Below are 19,784 nucleotides of genomic sequence, written 5' to 3'. Positions count from 1 at the left end.
ACATTGTTTCAGAATTAACTATCGCACTACATATCAATTGAGTGATGGACGGCGAGGGCTATATCTCATCGTAGAAAGGTCCCCGCAAGCCGTGGTCTGACCTTCCAAACGAGGCAGATATGGGTAAGCCATCACTACATCCTGGCGACGTTTACGCACAGGAAAGCACGATGGGCCACTGGCCCACGACGCTGCTTGGCGGTCTTCCCGTTGTCCGCTGCAGCATGGATGAGGCGGCGCAGGGTTTCATCGATGAAGCGCTCCTTCACCGGGGCAGCAGTGCCAAGCCGTTCTATTCCACCTCGGCAAACGGACAGGTGATCGCGATGTGCGCGAAGAAGGCCGACTTTCAGGATTTGATGCTGGAAGCCGACCAGATCCACGCCGATGGCATGCCCATGATCATGTATTCCAGAATGTTTTCGTCGCATCCTGTATCCGAACGGATCGCGACGACCGATCTCGTGCATTCCGTGGCAGTCAAGGCAGAGCGGGCAGGTGTCAGTTTCTATTTTCTCGGCGGAACCGAAGAGGTCAACGCCAAGGCAGTCGCCGCAATGCGGACCAGGTATCCAAACCTCACATTCGCTGGGCGCAGAAACGGCTACTTCAAGCGTGGCGAAGAGGATGCGGTGATCGCCGACATCCAGGCAAGCAAGCCCGATATTCTATGGATCGGGTTGGGCTTTCCGCTTGAGCAGGCCTTTGTCAGCCGGAACATCGACCGGTTGCGATCTGTCGGTGTGATCAAGACATCAGGCGGTCTATTCGACTTCGTCTCGGGGAAAAACGCCCGCGCGCCGTTGTGGATGCAGCGGTACGGTTTGGAATGGGCCTACCGGATGTATAATGAGCCGCGCCGGCTGACGATGCGGTATCTGCTGTCAAACCCGGCTGCCATTCGAGCGCTGTTCACCCACTCGAATTGATCGGGTGCTGACTTCCGATAAAGGCAGGTCATTGATGCGCTCATCACGAGCCGCGCGTCACGCGCCAGGTATGTAGAAGCTGTCGACGATGCCGGCCGCGAACGACCATTTCGGGCGGATAATGCTTCCGTCGATCGCTTCCATGTAACCATTGCCATTCAGCGTATGCAGCTTTCGGCCGGGCCAGTGCTTGCCGGGGCTCAAGTGCTTTACGATCACCTGATCGAACCGTTCGTCATCCAGGCGCGTCACTTCGGCAAGGCTCAAAGCTGCCCCATAGCCGTTGCGGCAATCCTGCACGGGACGCAGCAGTTTGCCGTCGCGCCATATCATGTTGCCCGCGGGTCTCGCGGATCGGTCGTTGATGACAAGCGGGTTCGCGGCGTGCGGTCGCCAGGGGCCGAGAAGCGTTTCCGCCGACCATAAGCAGAGCGTATCGGAATAGCCGCCGATACCATCCCTTGTCACAGCGAACATCCAGAACTTTCCCGCGTGCTGGATGATCGTCGCATCGGCGGCCTCGATGCCGGAAACAAGTGTCGCGTGTTTTTCCCAGCCGAACGGAAAGCGCGTTGCCCTGTAGATGGAAATCTCGCCGCTGAGAGACGCCTCCGGAACCATCCAGATCTCACCATCCGCTTCGATGAGGAACGGATAAGACAGATGCCAGGACTCTTCCAGAACAGGGATGGCTGGGCCCGGCCGTCCTTGTTCGTCAAACTCGACGACGCTGATGATGCCCTTCTGGGTCTTCTGATCAAGATCCTCGAAGAAGAGATAGTCCTTGCCCTGCCAACGAAACGGAAACGGGTCTGCGTAAAAATGGTCGATTGGGTCCGCGAGAACCTCCCAGGGTGTCCCGCCGAGGTCGCGTCGTTGCCAAACGTCATTGTCAGAGGCGACCCGACGCCATCCGATCCGCCAGTGGGGAGCGTGGCAGCATAGCCGATAGGCAGCGCGGGCCGCGGCAGATGCCAGCATCTTGGCGCTACGAACAGTCACCGCTTTGCGGGTGATAGCGCGTGCGTGTGGCTGGGCCGTGTTGTCTGCAATACGCGGCGCGCGCGGTTCTTCCGGCAAAGCCTTGATGAGAAGGATGGCTGTCCGTGACCAAACGGCTTCCATCGCGCCACCGATACCAGCCGCAGCTTCGAGGGACGCAAAGCCATCGGCAACAATCCAGCGCTCGCCGGAAGGCAGGGTGCACTCAATCTCGATATGCGGTGTTCCCTCGAAAAACAGCGCCGAAGCGAGACTGAATTCACCGGCGTGGCCGTTGAACAACGGCCGATAGATCCGTGTCGATCGGGGGGATGCGCTTCGGTTCGATGTGAGGTCGATGACAATATCCGGAGCTGTGTTGTCTGACCGGGTTCGCCAGTCCGCCAGCGCATCCGGCTCAATACGGTCACAGAGGCACGGCTGATGGCGTCGAAGCACCATCTTCTCAAGCTGCAAAAGGCTTTCGAGGGCAGGCTGCGCTGCCTGATCAGCCCCTTGGACCAATTGAAGGCGCACCGTGGTACCGGCGGCGCGCTGCTCAAGCCGACGGCAGAGCCACTGTATCCACGCCGATGTGGACGAGCGCTCCGCCACAATCTCGATGGTCAGCGGAGGGACGGAGTTTGAAACGCTGTCCATCGTCATTTATTTCTGAAGCTGTCCGGACGCCTGCAACCTGTCTTCCGATGTTTTCGGCTGTCGCCGGATCAGGCGCCGGTAGCCGTCGACCATTGCATCGAGCGAGTGTTGTTCGCGCAGCCGCTGCCCGCACTCCGATAGCCTTTGCCGCAGAAGGGGATCGGAAAGTACAGCGCGAACTGCTTTTGCAAATGACGCCGTATCGGTCGTATCGACGAAAAGGGCACAGGGCTCTCCCCTGACCTCCAAGACTTCTCGCATGACGGACAAGTCGGAACTCACAACCGGAATGCCGGCCTGAGCGGCTTCCACCGGCGCGAGGCCGAACGTCTCTCCAGACGTCGGGAAAACGAAGACGTCGAGGCTTTTCAGGAAGGCGCCGATTTCGCTGGACGGCATCTCGCCTACGAAATGAAGCCGATCCCAAACGCCGAGTTCTGCGCCGAGAGCTCGCAGTCGTGGCGCTTCCGGTCCCTGACCTGCCAGTGCCAGATGGACATCCGGCATGACCGGCAACAATCTGATGGCGAGATCAATTCTTTTGATGGCGTTGAGACGGGCGACGCTTCCGATGATCGGGACGTCGGCTGGAAGGCCGAATTTTGCCCGCGCTTCCTGCTGCGTCATCGAAACGGTTCTGTCGGCAAAGCCGTGCGGAACATAGGTCAGTCGACGCTTGTAGGATGCCGGGTGTCCTTGGTAGTCCAGCCAGGTGGCCTTCGAATTTACAGTGATCTCGTCGTAGCAGCCGGCAATGCCAAGCACCTTATCGACAAGGGCGACCGGCCGGGAAATCGTCGCCTGCGGTGAGACGTGGTTGGCAATGATCAGTGGTACGCCGAGCAAGCGACCGACCGGAGCTGCGACAACATTGCCGAAATGCTGAAAGGTCAGCATCACGTCGGGCTTTATCGTGCGCACGAGCTGCGACAGACGACGAAGCATGGCAAGGTTCTGCGAAATCCCCTGCGGTCTCGGATCGGCCGCAAAATGCGCATTTTCGAAGTGGTCGCAGCCGCTGGTCTTGCGATAGAGGAACAGGTGATGCGCCTCGAATTCGGGCTGTCCGGAAATCGCTGGTTTCGACAGCTGTTCGGCGAGAAGGCGCGTGATCTCCTGAGCGCCCGCTGCTTCAGCTTGCGTCTGGATAAAGAGAAGACGTGTCGGACGTCGCTGCGCGCTCTCGGCCATAGGTTTTCCGGTTCACTCGTATAGTGACGATAAAGACAGCGAAAGCTCAAGAGAGGCTAAACACGATACTTAGCATTCGAACGATACTGCGTATTACTGGGATTTTCTTGCAAGTCGTGAGGCGCGGACGTTTTGCGCGGCGCATGACCTCAACTCGACGTCTTGAACGCAGAAGAGCGGCGGGGAGCCCCTTTTTCAGCGTTGCTCTTGATGATGATCTTTGTGTACTCGCTGACCATCAAATTGAGAGAGTAACGTTCGGCGAGTTCGCGTCCCGATGCGGAGAGCCGGTCATACAGCGCCTTGTCTGCGAGCAGCAACTCGATGCAGCTGACGAACTTATCAGTGTTTTCGGCATCGACGAACACGGCACAGGCAGATCTTTCCACCTGCAGGACTTCGCGCAGCACCGGCATGTCGTTCGCAATGACAGGCACGCCTGCCTGCGCGGCCTCAACGGCTGCAAGCCCGAATGTCTCTGCGGCCGTCGGAAACGCGAAGACGTCGAGACACGCAAGGAAAGTCCCGATCTGCTCCGGGTTGACCTCTCCTGCGAAATGGACACGGTCTGCAACGCCAAGCGTATGGGCGAGAGCCTCGAGGCATTCTCTGTGTGGGCCTTGGCCGGCAATGGCCAGGTGCAGATTTGGCACATGCGGCAGTGTTGAGATTGCCAGATCAATGCGCTTCAGAGGATGCAACCGGGCGACCGTTCCCATGATCGTCACATCCTTGGGCAAATCGAAACAGTCCCTTGCCTTCTCTTTCGATAACGACGTGGTTTTCTGCGCAAAGCCATGCGGAATATGGACCAGCCGTTTGCGGTAGCTTCGTGCATAGGACTGGAAGTAATTCCAGGTCGCATGGGAGTTGACGGTTATCACGTCATAGAAACCAAGTGTGCCGAGGATGCGATCGGCCAGGCCAACAAAGCGGTTCACGGTTGCGGGCGAGGACACCTGATTTGCGACGATATAGGGAATGCCCATTACCCGCCCGACAAGTGCACCGAGCACATTGCCGTAGTGCTGAAAGGTCAACATCGTATCCGGCTTGATCTTGCGCACGATGGAGAAAAAATTCCGCGCGAAGGTGAGACATTCGCCGAGGCTTTGAGGCCTGCGGGGTGCTGCAAAATGGACATTGGGGAAGTGATCGCAGCCATCGGTCTTCCGGTACAGGAAAAGATGGTGCGTTTCGTATTCCGGCACACCCGTCAGTTGCCCACGCGAAAGCTCCTGGCCGAGAAGCCGCGAGATCTCCTGCGCGCCCGCCAATTCCGCCTGAGTTTGCAGAAAAAGCACACGCCTCGGCTGCCTGGCTCGGTTGGACAATTTCAACTCCTAATTGGTGGGGCAATAGTAGATTGTTCGTCTAAACAATAGGCTAACAGCATCGTTTCCAACAGTAACGATGATTTGTGCGGGTATCGTAAACGTACTATTTCACTTCTCACGTTGATGCCGGCAAACGACCGCGATGAACTCGGACGCCGCCATGCAGATAGGCTGCGTCTGCTTTTTGAAGTCCTGGATAGTGCTGGTACACTTGTCGCCTGATCGAGAAGACAAGGATGAGAAAGATGAAGATCAGGAGAGACGTCGACCGACCGATTTCGTTCTCGACGAGGTTGTTGACGGTGTACATGTTGACGTAGGCAAACGACAGGCCGATGAACTTGTCTCTGACATTTCCGACCGATACGACGAGCAGAAGATAGGTCGCTGACAGTGCTGCGAGAAACAGCAGGAAGCCGGCGATGCCGCCTTCGATGATGAGCGTGATATAGCCGTTGTGGAAGTTGTCGAGCACCCAGCCATAGACGCTTTTGAAGCTCGTCAGGCGTTCCGGAGTCCAGAAGCTGTCAAGGCCGAAGCCGAAGATCTCGCGTCCCTGCAATTCACGAAAGCCGTAGCTCCAGATCTTCATGCGGCTGTTGGTATCGACAGTGATGCCTGCAACGCCGATCTTGTCGGCATCGACCACGAACGTCGTCGAGACGAGATTGATGATCGGTATCGCGAACAGGAGACCGGTGAGCAGTGCTAGTCTCTGGAGGAGCTTTGGCAGTCTGGAAATCACAATCGATGCGACGCCCAGAACTGATATAAGCTGGCCGCCGCGCGATCCTGCCATATAGACCGCGAGCAAGGCGATCCCGACCATTGCTATACGACCGACAAGCGCGCCCCATTGCGCGAGCGGCGTGACGCGTTGGCGCAGGGGAAGACCAACGCCCGCGATCAGCGCGTAGGCCGCATATGCTGCGAGCCCGTTCTTTTGCCCGGCAATGCCGCGCCACTTTCCCGCATGCTCCCAGCTGCTGTCGACACCGATCGAAGGGACCAGCAGCGCGACCAGAACGCAGACGACAACGAAGGTGGAGAGCGCCGCGAACATGACCCGCAGCGACTGTTCGAGCGTAAGCGTGTTGGCGATCGCAAGCGACGTCACCAGCGCGTTGAAGATCAGGATTGCCTTGATGTAGCTGTCGGCACTCTGCACGCCCCACACCGCGGAAAAACTGACATAGAGAAGGAACGCTGCAAGCAGGGTGCATTCTATGCCGGAGGGGATCCTGAGCCCCACCTTGATAAACGCCACCACGACGATCCAGCCGGAGAGCATCAGGAAGACGAGATAACGGGCCTGCTCCGTCCAGGAGGGCAGCTTCAGCTCTTCGGCCGGCACCCACATGGAAAGAAGCAGAAGCAGGAACATGGCCGGTGCGATATAGCGATGCGCCATTTCAAAATCCGCCTCGTATCCGTTAATCCAAATGCCTCAAAGTCCCTACTCCTGAAACCCTTAAACCGGCATTAAGCGGCGGGTCGTCGGCAAGGTTATCCGTTCGATCGGTCAGGCTTGTCTTAAAACAATCTTAAGCACAGGCTGTGATAAATGCGGTGGAATGAGAGAGCCGGTGCTCTGCCATTAGCCGTGAGACGTGAACCGAATGCAGCCTCCATATCCAGCTCGGTCGAACAGCTCCGCACCTGAAGGGCTGACAAACTACCTTCAGATCGATCTGGGGCGGCTGGCCTATTGGCTGCGCCAAAAATTCCGCTGGATCGTCGCAGCTGCCCTCATCGGATTGGTGCTTGCAGTTTCCTACACGGTCATTTCCAAGCCGCGTTATACGGTGACGAGTGAACTCGTCATCGATCCCGCCGGTCTGCAGATCGTGGGCGAAGAGACGGGTTCGCGCAACGAGATGCGCGAAACGCTGCTCCTCAATGCCGACAGCAAGCTTCAAACCCTGCTGTCGCGCAACGTGCTTCTCCGGGTGATCGAAAAGCTCGATCTCACCAACGATATCGAATTCGTTCCAGCCGGCGGTTTTAGCCTGTTCAGCTTCGGTGGACCCGCGACGCCGGTCGACCCGAGAATCATCGCGCTGGAATCTCTCAACAAGAGACTTGCAGCCCAGCGGGATGAGAAATCCTTCGTGCTGTTCATGTCGGTCTGGACATGGGATGCCGAAAAATCCATCCGGATCTCGCAAGCGCTGATCGAGGAATTCAAGGCCGAACTCAATGCCGGCGATGTTGACGGCGCCAAGAGAACGACAGATTCGCTTCTTGCACGGCTCACCGAGCTGAAGAAGGGTGTCATCGAGGCCGAAGAGGCCGTCGAAACATTTCGGCGCGAAAGCGGCCTTCGCTCTTCGCAGGGCGAGCTTTCCAGCAGCCGTTCCATGGTCCAGGTGGACACCCAGTTGCGCGAGGCTCGCGAACGTCTGATCGCCGCTGACTCGCGCTACAAGCAGATGCTTGCCGGTGGCAACGATTCCTTGGCGATGCAGTCCGCAACGCTTGCCGCGCTGCGGGCCCAGTATTCGACCCTTAAGCAGGAAGCCGACGAACAGTTGCTGACTTTCGGTACAAGGCATCCGAGAAGGGCCGCGGTTCAGTCGCGGCTGCAGTCGCTTGACCAGGAAATCGCCCGGGAAATGTCCCGGCTGACGCTTGCTGCCCGCAACGAATACGATCAGGCAAAGGCGGTTGTCGAAAAGCTCGAAGGTGAATCGGAGACCGTTTCTACCAGTGTGTTCTCGGATAACGATGCGCAGGTGCGTCTGAGGGAATTGTCGCGAGAGGCATCTGCGAGAGCCGCAGTCTACGAAGCATTCCTCGGACGAGCGCGGATGGCAGCCGAACGGCAACAGCTCGATACGACCAATCTCCGTGTAATCTCTGCTCCCATCGCTCCGAGAGAGCGGAGCTGGCCGCCGAGCATCGCGCAGGCGGCCGTTTTCGGCGCCGGAGTCGGACTGACATTGGGTGCACTCGGCGTGCTCGCTTTCGGCATCGCGATGGATGTCAATCATCCGCAACGGGGGCCGGAACACGCCCGCACCGAGACGCTGGACGAAGACTATCCGAAAGAGATCGAGCGCAAGCCTGCACCACGCACCGGTTCGTTGTTGTCGATGCTCCCGGACGAGCCATCGCCTGCGCCGCGCTCGTATCGGTGGAACCCGGACGCCTGATGGGTCGCAGTTCTGCCCGAGAGAATAGGGCGGATTTTAATGGTCGGCCTCACTCCATGTTAACCGATTTGGAAAGAACAAAGCCCGCGTTCACCCATCGCTGGCCGGAGTGCTGTATCTGAGAGCAAGGTCAGCCCTTCGCTTTATCTGTTCCAGCGAAGATATCCTGAAAGTATCAAGACCGATTGTCGACCCTTGGTGACGAACGGATGTTAGGGAGTGGATTTCAATGAATTCTATGCTCATGAACAAGGACATCATTGCCAACTGGGAAGACCGCCACGCGCGTTTGTTCGGCAATGAGATCGTCAAGCTCAATCATCGCCTCCTTGAAACGGGTCTGTTCTCGAGGGAGGCTGTTGGCAAGTTGATCGAACGCTGCCCGGATAGCGAGTTCGGGCTGGAATCCATGTCCGACGACATCACCAACGCATCGCGACTTTATGGCGTCCGCAACGGCATTTCGGGCGCTGAGGCACTCGCTGCAGTCGAAAAGGGCCGCATGTGGATGAACATTCGCCGCGTGATGGACTGGGCGCCGGAATATGACCGTTTGCTCGACACGATCTTTTCCGAATTCGCCGGCCGCATGCCCGGGTTCGAGACCTTCAAACGCAATCTCGGAGTGCTCGTCTCGTCTCCCAACGCCAACGTCTTCTACCACGCCGATATCCAGGGCCAGTCGCTTTGGCAGATCGAGGGCAGCAAGCGGGTCTATCTTTACCCGCGCTCGGAGGTGTTTCTGCGCCCGATGCAGGTGGAGAAGATCCTGCTGCGCGAGACCGATGAAAAAATGCCCTACGAGACGTGGTTCGACGAATACGCAACGGCTGTCGATCTGCATCCGGGAGAAATGGTGACATGGCCGCTCTATGCACCGCATCGCGTACAGAACCATGATTGCATGAACATCTCCGTGACGATGGAGCATTGGACGAAGCAGATCTGGAATTCCTACGCGGTCCATTATGGCAACGGCGTGTTTCGCCGCACGCTCGGCGTGAAGGGCCTGTCGACCGAAAATTCGGGCCTGCATGTCTATCCGAAGGCGGTGGCTGCTTTTGCCTGGAAGAAGGCTGGGAAGCAGAAAAAGGGTGATGTCGTCGTCAAGCGCGATTTCAAGCTTGATGCATCGGCCGAAGGCGGTCGGGTCGCATTGACCTGAGAACAGGACAAACTACCGAAGACCAACTCCCCGACAGAATACGATCGAGAAAAGCCCTGAATCCATGAAAGTCACCGTAGAAGAGACGTTCGATTTTTCAGGGCCGGAATATCGCCGCCTCTATTCGGAAGGGAAGGGCACTGCCTTTCAGGCGCCGATGTGGCTCGACATGCTGCACAGGCGCCTCGGTCCTTCCCTGGGCGCGAAGCAGCGGACGGTGACGTTCCGCAACGAAGCCGACGACAGTCTCCTTGCCGTGCTTCCCCTCGTGATGCAGCGCTCATCCGGGGTGATGATAATCCAGCCTGCGGATTTCGGTATCAGCGACTACAACACGATCGTCTGCGACGCGGAGCGTTTCGAGCAGATCGCCGCATCACCGGCCGTTCTAAAGGCGTTGCGCGAAACGCTTCGCGGTGCCGACCTGCTGATGTTCCGCAAGGTTCGTGCCGATGGCTTCGACATCCAGCGTCTGTTCAAGGGGGCTCGCGAAAGCCGGGGAGAGAACTCTGCCTACGCGTTCGATATCGGCGACGATTTCGACCATTGGCGCCTAAAGGTGATGAACCGCAACTTCACCAAGAACCTTGGCAGGTTGCACCGACAGACGGAAGCAGCCTACGGCCCCTACCTGCACAAAGCCATTACGCACGAGCAGGAAATCCGCGCGGTCTTCGACTTCCTTCGGGAGGCGCGACAGGACCGTTATTCGGAGAACCTGCTGGATCGCCATGAATATTTCGATCTCTATCGTGATTATGCCGTCGCAGCGGCGGCTTCAGGAGAAGCTGTGCTCTACGTCAGCTATCTCGCTGGAGAACCTGTCGCTGCCCTGTTCGGGCTGGCAGGCGACGGCGAGTTTCACGCAACGCTGCTTGCATCCGACATCAAGAAGCATCAGAAAATCTCGGCCGGAATGCAGATCCTTTACCGCGTCGCACAGCTGCGCCACCAGGACGGCCACAGAGTAATGGATCTCTGCCTCGGCGATCCCGGGTACAAAACGCATTTTCGCCCGACGGAAACGACGATGCGCAATATCACCGTAGCCCTGTCTCTCAAGGGAGCTGCGGTCGCTGCCATTTATCACCATGCGAAACCGCTTAAGAACTTCCTGAGAAAAGGGGTCGCCAATGTCCGGTGATGCATCCGACCACGTGGCGCCCGCTGCCCACCGCACCTTTGCCGGTCGGATCGGCGCGCTTATCCGCCGGCCGGATATCGGCGGGATGGCTGTCGTCGTCGGCGTCAAGATCGGCATGGTGTTGCTCAACTTCACGCTGATCACGCTTGCTGCTCGGCTTCTCGATCCCGAAGCGTTCGGACATTACTCGATCCTCTACTCCGCAGCGGGGCTGCTTTGCATCGTGGCAGCCGCCGGACAGGAGCCGTTCGTGCTGCGGATGTGGAACGAGATGACGGCGGCAGGCAATGCCGCCAAGCTGAAAGGCGCGCTCTACTTCACGCTGCTTCTGTCGCTCAGCGGCACCGTTATCGTCGCGATCGGTCAGTATTTCTGGGCTTCCGCATTGGTCGATGGCCAGACAGCGATAACCTGCGTCATCTATATGATGATCGTCTCCGTGCTGCAGATCTGCATGCATCTTGTGCGAACCGAGATCGGCGTTGCCTCGGGAGACGGCGCGGGCAACGCCATTGTCGGGAGCGTGCCCGTCCTCTATCTGCTCGCCTGTCTCTTCAGCGGGACACGCCCGGATACGGCCCATCTCTTCCTGGCTTTGGCGGTCGGAGCAGGTCTTGCTCTCCTTCTGCAGCTCTACCTGATCCGCGGACGAATCCTGCATCGTTTTCCGGACTTTAACCGTATCCGTGCGGTTGCGGACTACCGGCTATGGCTTCCGCGATCGGTCCGCTTCTGGCTTGCGACGTCTCTCGAAGCTACTAATCAGTACATAGACGTGATCATCATCGGCTATCTGATGGACCCGGTAATCGCAGGGGCCTATTTCGTGACGGTTCGCCTCGCCAATTTGTTCGCGGCCGCTGCGGACTCGGTCAATCTTTTCGGAACGCGCCATCTCCCGGGGCTCTACTATCGCGGAGAACAGCGGGCCCTCAACAAGATGCTCGATAGCCTTGCCTGGATAACCCTTGCCTTCAGCGCGATCGGCCTGATCGGCATTCTGGTAGGCGGCTATTTCGCCCTTCTGCTGATAAACGAGCCCTATGCTGCGTATTTCCCGGAACTGCTGGTCCTCTGCCTCGGCACTGCGGCGCTCGGAACGACGAGGCCCTCTGTGATCATGCTGCTTCTGGCAGGCCACGAAGGCCGCTATCTACAGATCATGGCCGTGTGCGTCGTGGTGCGGATTGCCGGCTTCTTCCTGTTCGTCCCGCATTTCGGGGTGATGGGCGCCGTTGCGACGACCGCTGCCGCTTTCGCACTTCAGTCGATCGTCTTGCGCATTGCGGACAAAGCCCTGACCGGGTTCGACTCGTCGATGTTCCGGCTTCTCTTGAGGCGGGCATGATAAAAGGGCTGCAACGAATTCTTTCCGCTGTGTCTCGCGGGTGTATTTCGGAGCCGGAGATCCTATCTAGAAGTCTTCCGCATCATGATTCCCCAGGACTTTTCCACAGATGACGAACTCTCCCGTTCCGGTTTTCGACGGTCATAACGACGTGCTCTTGCGTCTGCGCCTCAGTGACGCGAAGGATCCTGTCGGTGACTTTCTGGACGGGCGGAAGGATGGTCATATCGATCTGCCGCGCGCCCGCGAGGGTGGATTGGCCGGCGGTCTCTGCGCCATCTATGTACCGTCGCCGTCCATGGCAAAGGACCAGAACGGCGATTTTCCGACCCCGGCTCAACCCGAGGCGCTGAACCAGACCATCGCCATGGCTCGGATCCTGTTGGATATCGAGCGCCGTTCCAACGGCGGGGTCAAGGTCTGTCGGACTGCGGACGATCTCCGCCGCTCGATTGCAACGGGCAGCTTTGCCGCTGTGATGCATATCGAGGGCGCCGAAGCAATTGCCGGGGATCTCGATGCGCTTTACGTGCTTCACCAAGCGGGCTTGCGAACTCTTGGTCCCGTCTGGAGCCGTCCGAACATCTTTGCCTATGGCGTTCCGTTCAAGTTCCCGTCGACGCCGGATATCGGCCCGGGCCTGAGTGACGCCGGACGAGACCTGATTCGTGCGTGCAACGACCTCAGGATTATGGTCGATCTGTCGCATTTGAACGAGGCCGGTTTCTGGGACGTCGCAAAAATCTCGAAGGCGCCGCTTGTCGCATCCCATTCCAATGCGCACGCGCTCTCTGCGCACAGCCGAAACCTCACGGACCGCCAGCTCGACGCGATCCGCGATACAGGCGGGCTCGTCGGCATCAATTTCGGTGTCCTGTTCTTGCGCGACGACGGGCGCAGAGACGAAAGCACGAGCCTCGATGTGCTTGTGCGGCACATTGCCTATATCGCAGAGCGGATCGGAATCAATCACGTCGCGCTAGGCTCGGATTTCGACGGTACGACCGTGCCTTCGGAATTGAAAGATGCAAGCGGCCTTCCGCGCCTGATCGAAGCCCTGCGTAAACACGGCTTCTCTAGCGAAGACATTGCGAAGATCGCATTCGAAAACTGGATCGACGTGCTGGGCCGAAGCTGGGCTGCATGAGCGGCACAAGGCCGCCAGCCAGATGTGCGAAACGTTGAAAGCGACCTGACCCGGCGTCAGACGCCAGCGCGAGCCGCTAGTTTCTCAAACGCCTGAGAGATGCGTTAGCGTGCCATCGCGTATTTGTAGGGTTGGCCGCGTTCCAGGGTGCTGCCCGACGGCAGGACGTAGGAAGCCGCGACGGCTAGGCTCACGACGGCGAACGATGCGGAAAGCAGAGCAATTTTCATGTGATAATCCCTCCCTCACATGTAGGGAGAAAGCTCTTGGCGCGAATTTGGTTCCCGGGGTCAGAAATGGTTTGCGGTGCCGATCGGCGGCCTCAGCACTCTTGCTTCTGTTCGCCGGGACAGATCCCAATTCCATTCTCGGTCACGACGAATGCAAGGCCCGCGCCTTCGAACGCCTGGCGCAGCTGAGCCTCGGTTGATCTGTGAATATCGTGTCGCTGGCCCTCGTAGTCGCGTACGGTGCTGCGCGACACGCCTGAGCGATCGGCAAGGTCCGACTGGGTCCAGTCGAGGAACCCTCGGGCCGCCCGGCAAAGCGCTGGAGACAATATACAAGTTTGCGCGGCTTGACCCATCGCTCTATTCTGCCCATATTGGTCAATACAAATCATATAGGTCAATTTTCGAGAGATTGCTAGTGGCGCGTATTGTGCGCCCTCAGGTCATCGAAACACACGAGGAACAGACACATTGGGATAACGCTGGGGCCATATTTCCTGCTTGTTCTTCTGGTTCTGCCGTTTGTCGGCAGTCTTGCTTCGGCATTTTTTCTGAAGACTTCGTCGCGTGTGCTGCCCTCCTGGACCGCGGGTGGGGTTTCGCTTGCGTGCCTTCTGATCGTCATTGCCTCCTACCCTTCGATCACGGAGGGCCAGGTTGTCCGTCTGACGTTCGAGTGGATCCCGCAGCTCGGGCTCGAGTTCAAGTTGCGACTTGATGGGTTCGCGTGGATGTTCGCGCTACTGATCGCCGGCATCGGTTTGCTGGTCGTCATCTACGCGCGATACTACATGTCCGAAGAGGACTCGGTTCCGCGCTTTTTCTCGTTCCTTCTGGCCTTCATGGGGGCCATGATGGGGATCGTGCTTTCCGGCAACGTCATCCTCCTCTCGATCTTCTGGGAACTGACGAGCATCTTCTCGTTCCTGTTGATCAGTTACTGGCACAACAGTTCCGCTGCCCGCGATGGTGCGCGTATGGCCCTGACAGTGACCGGCATCGGTGGGTTCTGCCTTCTCGTCGGCCTCCTGCTTCTCGGCAATATCGTCGGAAGCTACGACCTCGACAAGATCCTGGAGGCAGGCGACGTCATTCGTGCGCATTCCCTCTATGTCCCGGCACTCGTCTTCGTCCTGCTCGGCGCTCTGACAAAGAGCGCGCAGTTTCCGTTCCATTTCTGGCTGCCGAACGCGATGGCGGCGCCGACGCCGGTATCGGCCTATCTCCATTCTGCGACCATGGTAAAGGCCGGGGTCTTTCTCCTGGCGCGCATGTCTCCGGCGCTGTCCGGCAGTTACGAATGGTTCATTCTCGTCGGTGCAGCCGGCATGATCACGCTTCTGCTCGGCGCATACTTCGCGATGTTCCAGCAGGATCTGAAGGGTCTGCTCGCCTATTCCACGATCAGCCATCTCGGCCTGATCACCACGCTGCTCAGCCTCGGGAGCCCGCTGGCAACGGTCGCTGCGATCTTTCACATGCTGAACCACGCGACCTTCAAGGCGTCGCTGTTCATGGCAGCCGGTATCATCGACCACGAGACCGGTACGCGTGATATGCGAAAATTGAGCGGACTGTTCCGGTTCATGCCGATTACCGGCACACTTGCCATGGTCGCCAGTGCGGCGATGGCGGGCGTCCCGCTGCTGAACGGCTTCCTGTCGAAGGAGATGTTCTTCGCAGAAGCGGTCGAGACCCACGCGGACTCGTTCCTGGACCGCATCCTTCCTTACGTCGCCACTCTCGCCGGTGCGTTCAGCGTCGCCTATTCGCTCCGTTTCATTCACACCGTCTTTTTCGGGCCGAAGCCAGTTGGTCTTCCCAAGGAAAAGCCGCACGAGCCGCCGCACTGGATGCTGTTCCCGATCGAACTTCTGGTCGTCGCGTGCCTGGTCGTCGGCGTCATTCCGGCGATCGCCGTTGGACCGATCCTGCAGGCGGCCGCGATGGGCGTGCTCGGGCCGGATACGCCTGAATACAGCCTTTCGATCTGGCACGGCTTCAACCTTCCGCTCGTCATGAGCATCGTTGCTCTTGTCGCTGGCGCGCTGATCTACATCCTCCTTCGAAACTATCTTGCGCAGTGCAAAGACGGTGCGCCCGTGTTCAGACGCTTCCGCGGACAGCGCATTTTCGAGCGTATCCTCGTCGAAGTCTCATGGCGCTGGGCAAGGCTCGCGGAGCGGCGGATCGGTACCCGCAAGCTGCAGCCGCAGTTGCGCTGGGTCGTGTTCACCGGCTTTGTCGCAGGTCTCCTGCCGCTCTGGCTCTCCGGGTTCGAGCCGCGGCCCTTCGTCTTCTCCGGGGTCGACAAGGCCTTCGCGGCCATTTGGTTGATCGGGATTTGTCTGGCGCTCGGCACCGCGTTCCTCGCGAAATATCATCGTCTCGCGGCGCTCGTCATGCTTGGCGGCGTCGGGCTGATCGTCTGCGTCACGTTTGTTTGGCTGTCGGCGCCTGATCTCGCGATCACGCAGCTTCTGGTCGAGATCATCACGACGGTACTGATCCTTCTCGGCCTGCGCTGGTTGCCGAAGCGGAACGAAATCAACGATGCGCCGATTACCGTGCGTGCGCGGCTGAGACGCTTCCGGGATCTTGCGCTGGCCGTCTTCTGCGGGGTCGGCATGACCTTCGTGTCCTATGCTGTCATGACGATGCCGGTCCCGGATGCAATCGCCAACTACTTCCTCGAAAATGCCTATTCGCAGGGCGGAGGCCGGAACGTCGTCAACGTGATCCTCGTGGACTTCCGCGGCTTCGATACGTTCGGCGAAATCGCAGTTCTCGGCGTGGTGGCGCTCACCGTCTATGCGCTGCTTCGCCGTTTCCGGCCGGCCGACGATACGATGGCGATGCCGGAGCAGCAGCGGGCACAGAACCGCTTCGACGAAGAGCGGCCGGATCGGTCTGCGGGCGATACGGCTCGGGACTACATGCTGATCCCGTCGGTCATCATGCAGTGGCTCTTCCCTGTCATCATCATGTTCGCTGTCTATCTGTTCCTGCGTGGCCACGACATGCCGGGCGGCGGGTTCTCGGCAGGACTGACGCTGTCGCTCGCCTTCCTGCTGCAGTATCTGGCCGGCGGAACACGCTGGGCAGAAGATCGGATCCGAATTCTGCCGCTGCGCTGGATGGGTGCTGGCCTTCTGACTGCCGCCTTGACGGGTATTGGAGCCTGGGCTTTCGGCTACCCGTTCCTCACCTCGCACTTCCAGTATATCGAGCTCCCGCTTGTCGGAAAAATGCCGGCGGCAACGGCATTGCTGTTTGATCTCGGCGTCTTCTCGCTCGTCGTTGGCTCGACGGTTCTGATCATGGTGGCGTTGGCGCACCAGTCGATCCGCATCAATCGCCTGCGGGCAATCGATGCAGCAAAGACGAAGGAAACCTGATGGAAATCATTCTCTCCATCGCCATCGGCGTCATGACCTTTTGCGGCGTGTGGCTCATCCTGCGCCCACGGACCTATCAGGTCATCGTCGGGCTTTCCCTTTTGGCCTATGCCGTCAACCTGTTCATCTTCAGCGTCGGCGGGGTGAAGACGAATGTGCCGCCGGTTCTCGTGGACGGCACGGCCACCGCAAGCCTTGCGGATCCGGTGCCCCAGGCACTTGTGCTGACGGCAATCGTTATCGGCTTTGCCACGACGGCACTGTTTCTGGTCGTGCTGCTCGCCTCCCGCGGCCTGACCGGCTCCGACCATGTTGACGGCAGGAGCGACCCGTCATGAACGGCTGGGCGCATCACCTCATCATAGCACCGATCCTGGTCCCGCTGCTTGCGGCGGCAGTGCTGTTGTTCATCGACGAACGACAGCGCGTTGCCAAGGCGATGGTCAGCCTGACGTCGGTGGTGATCCTCGTCTGCGTTTCGTTCGTGCTGTTTCGTATCGAGAGCGGTCCGAGCGATTTCGAAGGCGTCTACCTGCTCGGCAACTGGGCAGCCCCGTTCGGGATCGTGCTGGTGCTCGACGGGCTGTCGGCGATGATGCTGCTTCTGACGGCGCTGGTGGCGCTTGCGTCGCTCGTCTATTCGATGGCCCGCTGGCATACGGTCGGCGCCCATTTCCACACCATGTTCCAGCTGCTGCTGATGGGGGTGGATGGTGCATTCCTCACCGGCGATCTCTTCAACCTCTTTGTTTTCTTCGAGGTGATGCTGGCTGCATCCTATGGTCTGCTTCTCCACGGCTCGGGTCCGCTGCGGGTGAAGGCCGGCCTCCATTACATCGCCGTCAATCTTGCGGCCGCACTTCTCTTCCTGATCGGTGTCAGCCTGATTTACGGAACAGCCGGCACGCTGAATATGGCCGACCTTGCAGCGCGCATTCCGCAGATCGAGCCGGACCGACGCATGCTGATGGAAGCCGGCGCCGGCGTGCTCGGGATCGCATTTCTCATCAAGGCCGGCATGTGGCCGCTCTGCTTCTGGCTTCCGACCGCCTACAGCGCCGCTTCGGCACCCGTCGCGGGCGTTTTCGCGATCCTCAGCAAGCTCGGCATCTATGTCATCTTGCGGCTGATCATGCTGCTGTTTGAAACCGGGCCATCGGCCGGGTTCGGATCGACATTCCTGCTCATCGGCGGTATCGCGACAGTGGTGTTTGGAACGATCGGCGTGCTCGCGTCGCAGGCCTTGGGCCGGTTGGCCGGATATTCGGTTCTGGTGTCGTCCGGCACGCTTCTGATGGTGCTCGGCATCAACGATGGTGCGGTCTCGTCCGGCGCACTCCTCTATCTCGTGAGCTCGACCCTGACGATCAGCGCCTTCTTCATGCTGATCGAACTTGTCGAGCGTGGTCAGGATGCGGGCGCTAGCGTCCTCACCGTGACGATGGAAGCTTACGGCGACGCCGACGACGATGAGCCGCAAGAGGGCGACGGGGTCACGATGCCCGGGACGATGGCGATCCTCGGCATATGCTTTGCAGCTTGTGCAATCCTTCTGTCCGGTCTGCCGCCGCTGTCTGGCTTTATCGCCAAATTCGCGATGTTGTCCGCGATGATGGGCACCGGCGCCATTGGCGTGCCGCCGACTGCTGCGGTCTGGACGCTCATCGTTCTCGTCATCCTGTCAGGCGTCGCAGCGCTTATCGCGATGACGCGTGTTGGAATCAGGACGTTCTGGAGCTCGATCGAGGGAACAGTGCCGCGGGTGCTGGTCATCGAGATCGTGCCGGTCATGTTCCTTCTGAGCCTTACCCTGGTGCTGACGGTTCAGGCTGGACCCGCGATGCAGTACATGGACACGACGATACGGACGCTTGCCAGCCCGGAAAATTACATCAACGCCGTCAGAAACGCGACAGTCCTGAAGGGCGTCGCCGACAGCAACGGACAGGGAGGCGATTGATGTTTCCCTTCCCGATCCTTGCCGTCTTCCTGGTCCTCATGTGGCTGCTGCTGAACGGGTTCACGCTCGGCCACCTGATTATCGGCACGATGGTCGCAGTCTTTGCATGCTGGGCTATGGCTTCGCTGAGACCGGAAAAGCCGAGACTCGGCAAATGGTACCTTCTGCCGAAGCTTTTGGGGATGGTGCTCTACGACGTTGCAAAGTCGAACGCGCAGGTTGCCGCAGTCATCCTGAGGAGCGGTTCGCGGCGGCATAACCCGGCCTTCCTGACGATCCAGCTGCAGACGCACAACCATTTCTCGCTGGCGGTGCTCGCGATCGTTCTGACGAGCACGCCCGGCTCAGCCTGGCTGGAATACGATTCCAATGACAATACCGTGCTGTTGCATGTCCTCGATCTCGACGACGAGGCGAAGTGGCGCGATATGGTCAAGAACCGCTATGAAAAGCTCTTGATGGAGATCTTCGTATGAGTGCCATCATCGTCTTCACAGCTGTGGCTGTCGCACAATTGATGCTGGCTGCGGCCATGGCTATCGCCTCTGTGCGCATGTTCGGCGGCCCGAGGGCGCAGGACAGGATCATTGCCTTGGACACGCTCTACATCAACGCGATGCTGATGCTCGTCACGTTCGGGATCGGCACGGGTCGGGTCATCTATTTCGAAGCGGCGCTGGTGATCGGCATGCTGGGTTTCGTGGCAACCGTGGCGCTCGCCAAATTTCTGATGCGGGGTGAGGTGATCGAATGAGTGAAGCCACTGATCTGCCGCTCTGGGCCGCGATCGCGGTCGCGGTATTCCTGCTTGTCGGTGCGGCGCTGGCGCTGATCGGCGCCATCGGCTTTCTCCGGCTGCCGACGTTTTACGAGCGCATCCATGCGCCAACCCTCGGCACCAGCTGGGGTGTGGGCGGCGTCATGGTCGCGTCGATGATCTTTTTCTCCGTGACATCAGGTCGACCAATGATGCACGAGATCCTCATCGGGATCTTCGTCACGGTTACGACGCCGGCCACCTTCCTTCTCCTCGCACGCGCCGCGCTGCATCGAGACAGAGTTGAGAAGACGAAAGGCGTGCCGGAGAAACACCGCGCCGATATCGTAAACAACGATTGAGACGGATCTGTCCTGTCGTC

At 59.1% G+C, this 19,784-nt stretch carries 18 protein-coding genes; 12 read left to right on the top strand and 6 right to left on the bottom strand.

Annotated elements, in window-relative coordinates; all coding sequences use genetic code 11:
• Positions 1–170 precede the first annotated feature (170 nt).
• Positions 171–929 carry a WecB/TagA/CpsF family glycosyltransferase gene (locus ACQY1J_RS03210; RefSeq protein ID WP_062458967.1) on the top strand — a complete coding sequence of 253 codons (759 nt, stop codon included), beginning with the start codon at positions 171–173 and terminating at the stop codon, positions 927–929.
• A gap of 57 nt (positions 930–986) precedes the next feature.
• Here ACQY1J_RS03210 and ACQY1J_RS03205 read toward each other — a convergent pair whose 3' ends face one another.
• The 4 genes from ACQY1J_RS03205 to ACQY1J_RS03190 form a co-directional block, all read right to left on the bottom strand.
• Positions 987–2,570 (bottom strand): glucosamine inositolphosphorylceramide transferase family protein, encoded by a 1,584-nt coding sequence (locus ACQY1J_RS03205; RefSeq protein ID WP_430249345.1) that lies wholly within the window; start codon positions 2,568–2,570, stop codon positions 987–989.
• Positions 2,571–2,576: 6 nt separating this feature from the next.
• Complete coding sequence (locus tag ACQY1J_RS03200) at positions 2,577–3,761, bottom strand: glycosyltransferase family 4 protein (RefSeq protein ID WP_430249343.1); 1,185 nt, start codon at positions 3,759–3,761, stop codon at positions 2,577–2,579.
• Positions 3,762–3,910: 149 nt separating this feature from the next.
• Positions 3,911–5,065: a glycosyltransferase family 4 protein gene (locus ACQY1J_RS03195; protein WP_430249342.1), complete on the bottom strand. Its 1,155-nt coding sequence runs from the start codon at positions 5,063–5,065 to the stop codon at positions 3,911–3,913.
• A gap of 148 nt (positions 5,066–5,213) precedes the next feature.
• Entirely contained in the window at positions 5,214–6,509 is a 1,296-nt protein-coding gene (locus tag ACQY1J_RS03190) for an O-antigen ligase family protein (RefSeq protein ID WP_092664206.1), read from the bottom strand.
• A gap of 208 nt (positions 6,510–6,717) precedes the next feature.
• On the opposite strand from ACQY1J_RS03190, the gene ACQY1J_RS03185 reads away from it, so the two are divergent.
• The 5 genes from ACQY1J_RS03185 to ACQY1J_RS03165 all read left to right on the top strand — a co-directional run bounded on the left by ACQY1J_RS03185 (position 6,718) and on the right by ACQY1J_RS03165 (position 13,057).
• Entirely contained in the window at positions 6,718–8,253 is a 1,536-nt protein-coding gene (locus ACQY1J_RS03185; protein WP_430249340.1) for a GumC family protein, read from the top strand.
• A 229-nt stretch (positions 8,254–8,482) separates the two neighbouring features.
• The gene (locus tag ACQY1J_RS03180; RefSeq protein WP_430249339.1) at positions 8,483–9,418 is read left to right on the top strand and encodes a hypothetical protein; all 936 of its coding nucleotides are present in this window, start codon (positions 8,483–8,485) and stop codon (positions 9,416–9,418) included.
• Positions 9,419–9,482: 64 nt separating this feature from the next.
• Positions 9,483–10,562, top strand: coding sequence for a GNAT family N-acetyltransferase (locus ACQY1J_RS03175; RefSeq protein WP_113110044.1), 1,080 nt, complete (start codon positions 9,483–9,485; stop codon positions 10,560–10,562).
• Positions 10,552–11,910, top strand: coding sequence for a lipopolysaccharide biosynthesis protein (locus tag ACQY1J_RS03170; RefSeq protein ID WP_430249338.1), 1,359 nt, complete (start codon positions 10,552–10,554; stop codon positions 11,908–11,910). The genes ACQY1J_RS03175 and ACQY1J_RS03170 overlap by 11 nt, the downstream gene beginning before the upstream one ends.
• 109 nt (positions 11,911–12,019) lie before the next feature.
• On the top strand, positions 12,020–13,057 hold the full coding sequence (locus ACQY1J_RS03165; RefSeq protein WP_430249337.1) for a dipeptidase: 1,038 nt from the start codon (positions 12,020–12,022) through the stop codon (positions 13,055–13,057).
• A gap of 104 nt (positions 13,058–13,161) precedes the next feature.
• On the opposite strand, the gene ACQY1J_RS03160 is transcribed toward ACQY1J_RS03165, so the two are convergent.
• Entirely contained in the window at positions 13,162–13,287 is a 126-nt protein-coding gene (locus tag ACQY1J_RS03160) for a hypothetical protein (protein ID WP_256413830.1), read from the bottom strand.
• A 92-nt stretch (positions 13,288–13,379) separates the two neighbouring features.
• Positions 13,380–13,688, bottom strand: a complete 309-nt coding sequence (locus ACQY1J_RS03155; protein WP_062458994.1) for a helix-turn-helix domain-containing protein — start codon at positions 13,686–13,688, stop codon at positions 13,380–13,382.
• Between the two features lie 75 nt (positions 13,689–13,763).
• Here ACQY1J_RS03155 and ACQY1J_RS03150 point away from each other — a divergent pair, with 75 nt between their 5' ends.
• From ACQY1J_RS03150 to mnhG, 6 genes are read left to right on the top strand one after another with little or no spacing between them, the layout of a single operon-like run.
• Entirely contained in the window at positions 13,764–16,685 is a 2,922-nt protein-coding gene (locus ACQY1J_RS03150; protein ID WP_430250011.1) for a monovalent cation/H+ antiporter subunit A, read from the top strand.
• A complete protein-coding gene (locus ACQY1J_RS03145; RefSeq protein WP_062458996.1) occupies positions 16,685–17,023 on the top strand; it encodes a Na+/H+ antiporter subunit C in 339 nt (112 codons plus the stop codon). Before ACQY1J_RS03150 ends, ACQY1J_RS03145 begins: the two co-directional genes overlap by 1 nt.
• A complete protein-coding gene (locus ACQY1J_RS03140) occupies positions 17,020–18,645 on the top strand; it encodes a monovalent cation/H+ antiporter subunit D (protein ID WP_062576429.1) in 1,626 nt (541 codons plus the stop codon). The genes ACQY1J_RS03145 and ACQY1J_RS03140 overlap by 4 nt, the downstream gene beginning before the upstream one ends.
• Entirely contained in the window at positions 18,645–19,121 is a 477-nt protein-coding gene (locus ACQY1J_RS03135; RefSeq protein ID WP_062459002.1) for a Na+/H+ antiporter subunit E, read from the top strand. The genes ACQY1J_RS03140 and ACQY1J_RS03135 overlap by 1 nt, the downstream gene beginning before the upstream one ends.
• Positions 19,118–19,399, top strand: a complete 282-nt coding sequence (locus tag ACQY1J_RS03130; protein ID WP_062459005.1) for a K+/H+ antiporter subunit F — start codon at positions 19,118–19,120, stop codon at positions 19,397–19,399. Before ACQY1J_RS03135 ends, ACQY1J_RS03130 begins: the two co-directional genes overlap by 4 nt.
• On the top strand, positions 19,396–19,764 hold the full coding sequence (mnhG, locus tag ACQY1J_RS03125; RefSeq protein WP_062459008.1) for a monovalent cation/H(+) antiporter subunit G: 369 nt from the start codon (positions 19,396–19,398) through the stop codon (positions 19,762–19,764). Before ACQY1J_RS03130 ends, mnhG begins: the two co-directional genes overlap by 4 nt.
• Positions 19,765–19,784 lie beyond the last annotated feature (20 nt).

The sequence above is a fragment of the Neorhizobium sp. DAR64860/K0K1 genome (assembly GCF_050500205.1).
Taxonomy (GTDB): Bacteria; Pseudomonadota; Alphaproteobacteria; order Rhizobiales; family Rhizobiaceae; genus Neorhizobium; species Neorhizobium soli.
This window is presented reverse-complemented; position numbering and strand designations above follow the sequence as displayed.

What these genes read in the sequence shown, in the direction of transcription:
- ACQY1J_RS03210 (WP_062458967.1), top strand. Translation starts at nt 171, where the DNA reads ATGGGCCACTGGCCCACGACGCTGCTTGGCGGTCTTCCCGTTGTCCGC.
- ACQY1J_RS03205 (WP_430249345.1), bottom strand. Translation starts at nt 2,570, where the DNA reads ATGGACAGCGTTTCAAACTCCGTCCCTCCGCTGACCATCGAGATTGTG.
- ACQY1J_RS03200 (WP_430249343.1), bottom strand. Translation starts at nt 3,761, where the DNA reads ATGGCCGAGAGCGCGCAGCGACGTCCGACACGTCTTCTCTTTATCCAG.
- ACQY1J_RS03190 (WP_092664206.1), bottom strand. Translation starts at nt 6,509, where the DNA reads ATGGCGCATCGCTATATCGCACCGGCCATGTTCCTGCTTCTGCTTCTT.
- ACQY1J_RS03185 (WP_430249340.1), top strand. Translation starts at nt 6,718, where the DNA reads ATGCAGCCTCCATATCCAGCTCGGTCGAACAGCTCCGCACCTGAAGGG.
- ACQY1J_RS03180 (WP_430249339.1), top strand. Translation starts at nt 8,483, where the DNA reads ATGAATTCTATGCTCATGAACAAGGACATCATTGCCAACTGGGAAGAC.
- ACQY1J_RS03175 (WP_113110044.1), top strand. Translation starts at nt 9,483, where the DNA reads ATGAAAGTCACCGTAGAAGAGACGTTCGATTTTTCAGGGCCGGAATAT.
- ACQY1J_RS03170 (WP_430249338.1), top strand. Translation starts at nt 10,552, where the DNA reads ATGTCCGGTGATGCATCCGACCACGTGGCGCCCGCTGCCCACCGCACC.
- ACQY1J_RS03165 (WP_430249337.1), top strand. Translation starts at nt 12,020, where the DNA reads ATGACGAACTCTCCCGTTCCGGTTTTCGACGGTCATAACGACGTGCTC.
- ACQY1J_RS03160 (WP_256413830.1), bottom strand. Translation starts at nt 13,287, where the DNA reads ATGAAAATTGCTCTGCTTTCCGCATCGTTCGCCGTCGTGAGCCTAGCC.
- ACQY1J_RS03145 (WP_062458996.1), top strand. Translation starts at nt 16,685, where the DNA reads ATGGAAATCATTCTCTCCATCGCCATCGGCGTCATGACCTTTTGCGGC.
- ACQY1J_RS03140 (WP_062576429.1), top strand. Translation starts at nt 17,020, where the DNA reads ATGAACGGCTGGGCGCATCACCTCATCATAGCACCGATCCTGGTCCCG.
- ACQY1J_RS03135 (WP_062459002.1), top strand. Translation starts at nt 18,645, where the DNA reads ATGTTTCCCTTCCCGATCCTTGCCGTCTTCCTGGTCCTCATGTGGCTG.
- ACQY1J_RS03130 (WP_062459005.1), top strand. Translation starts at nt 19,118, where the DNA reads ATGAGTGCCATCATCGTCTTCACAGCTGTGGCTGTCGCACAATTGATG.
- mnhG (WP_062459008.1), top strand. Translation starts at nt 19,396, where the DNA reads ATGAGTGAAGCCACTGATCTGCCGCTCTGGGCCGCGATCGCGGTCGCG.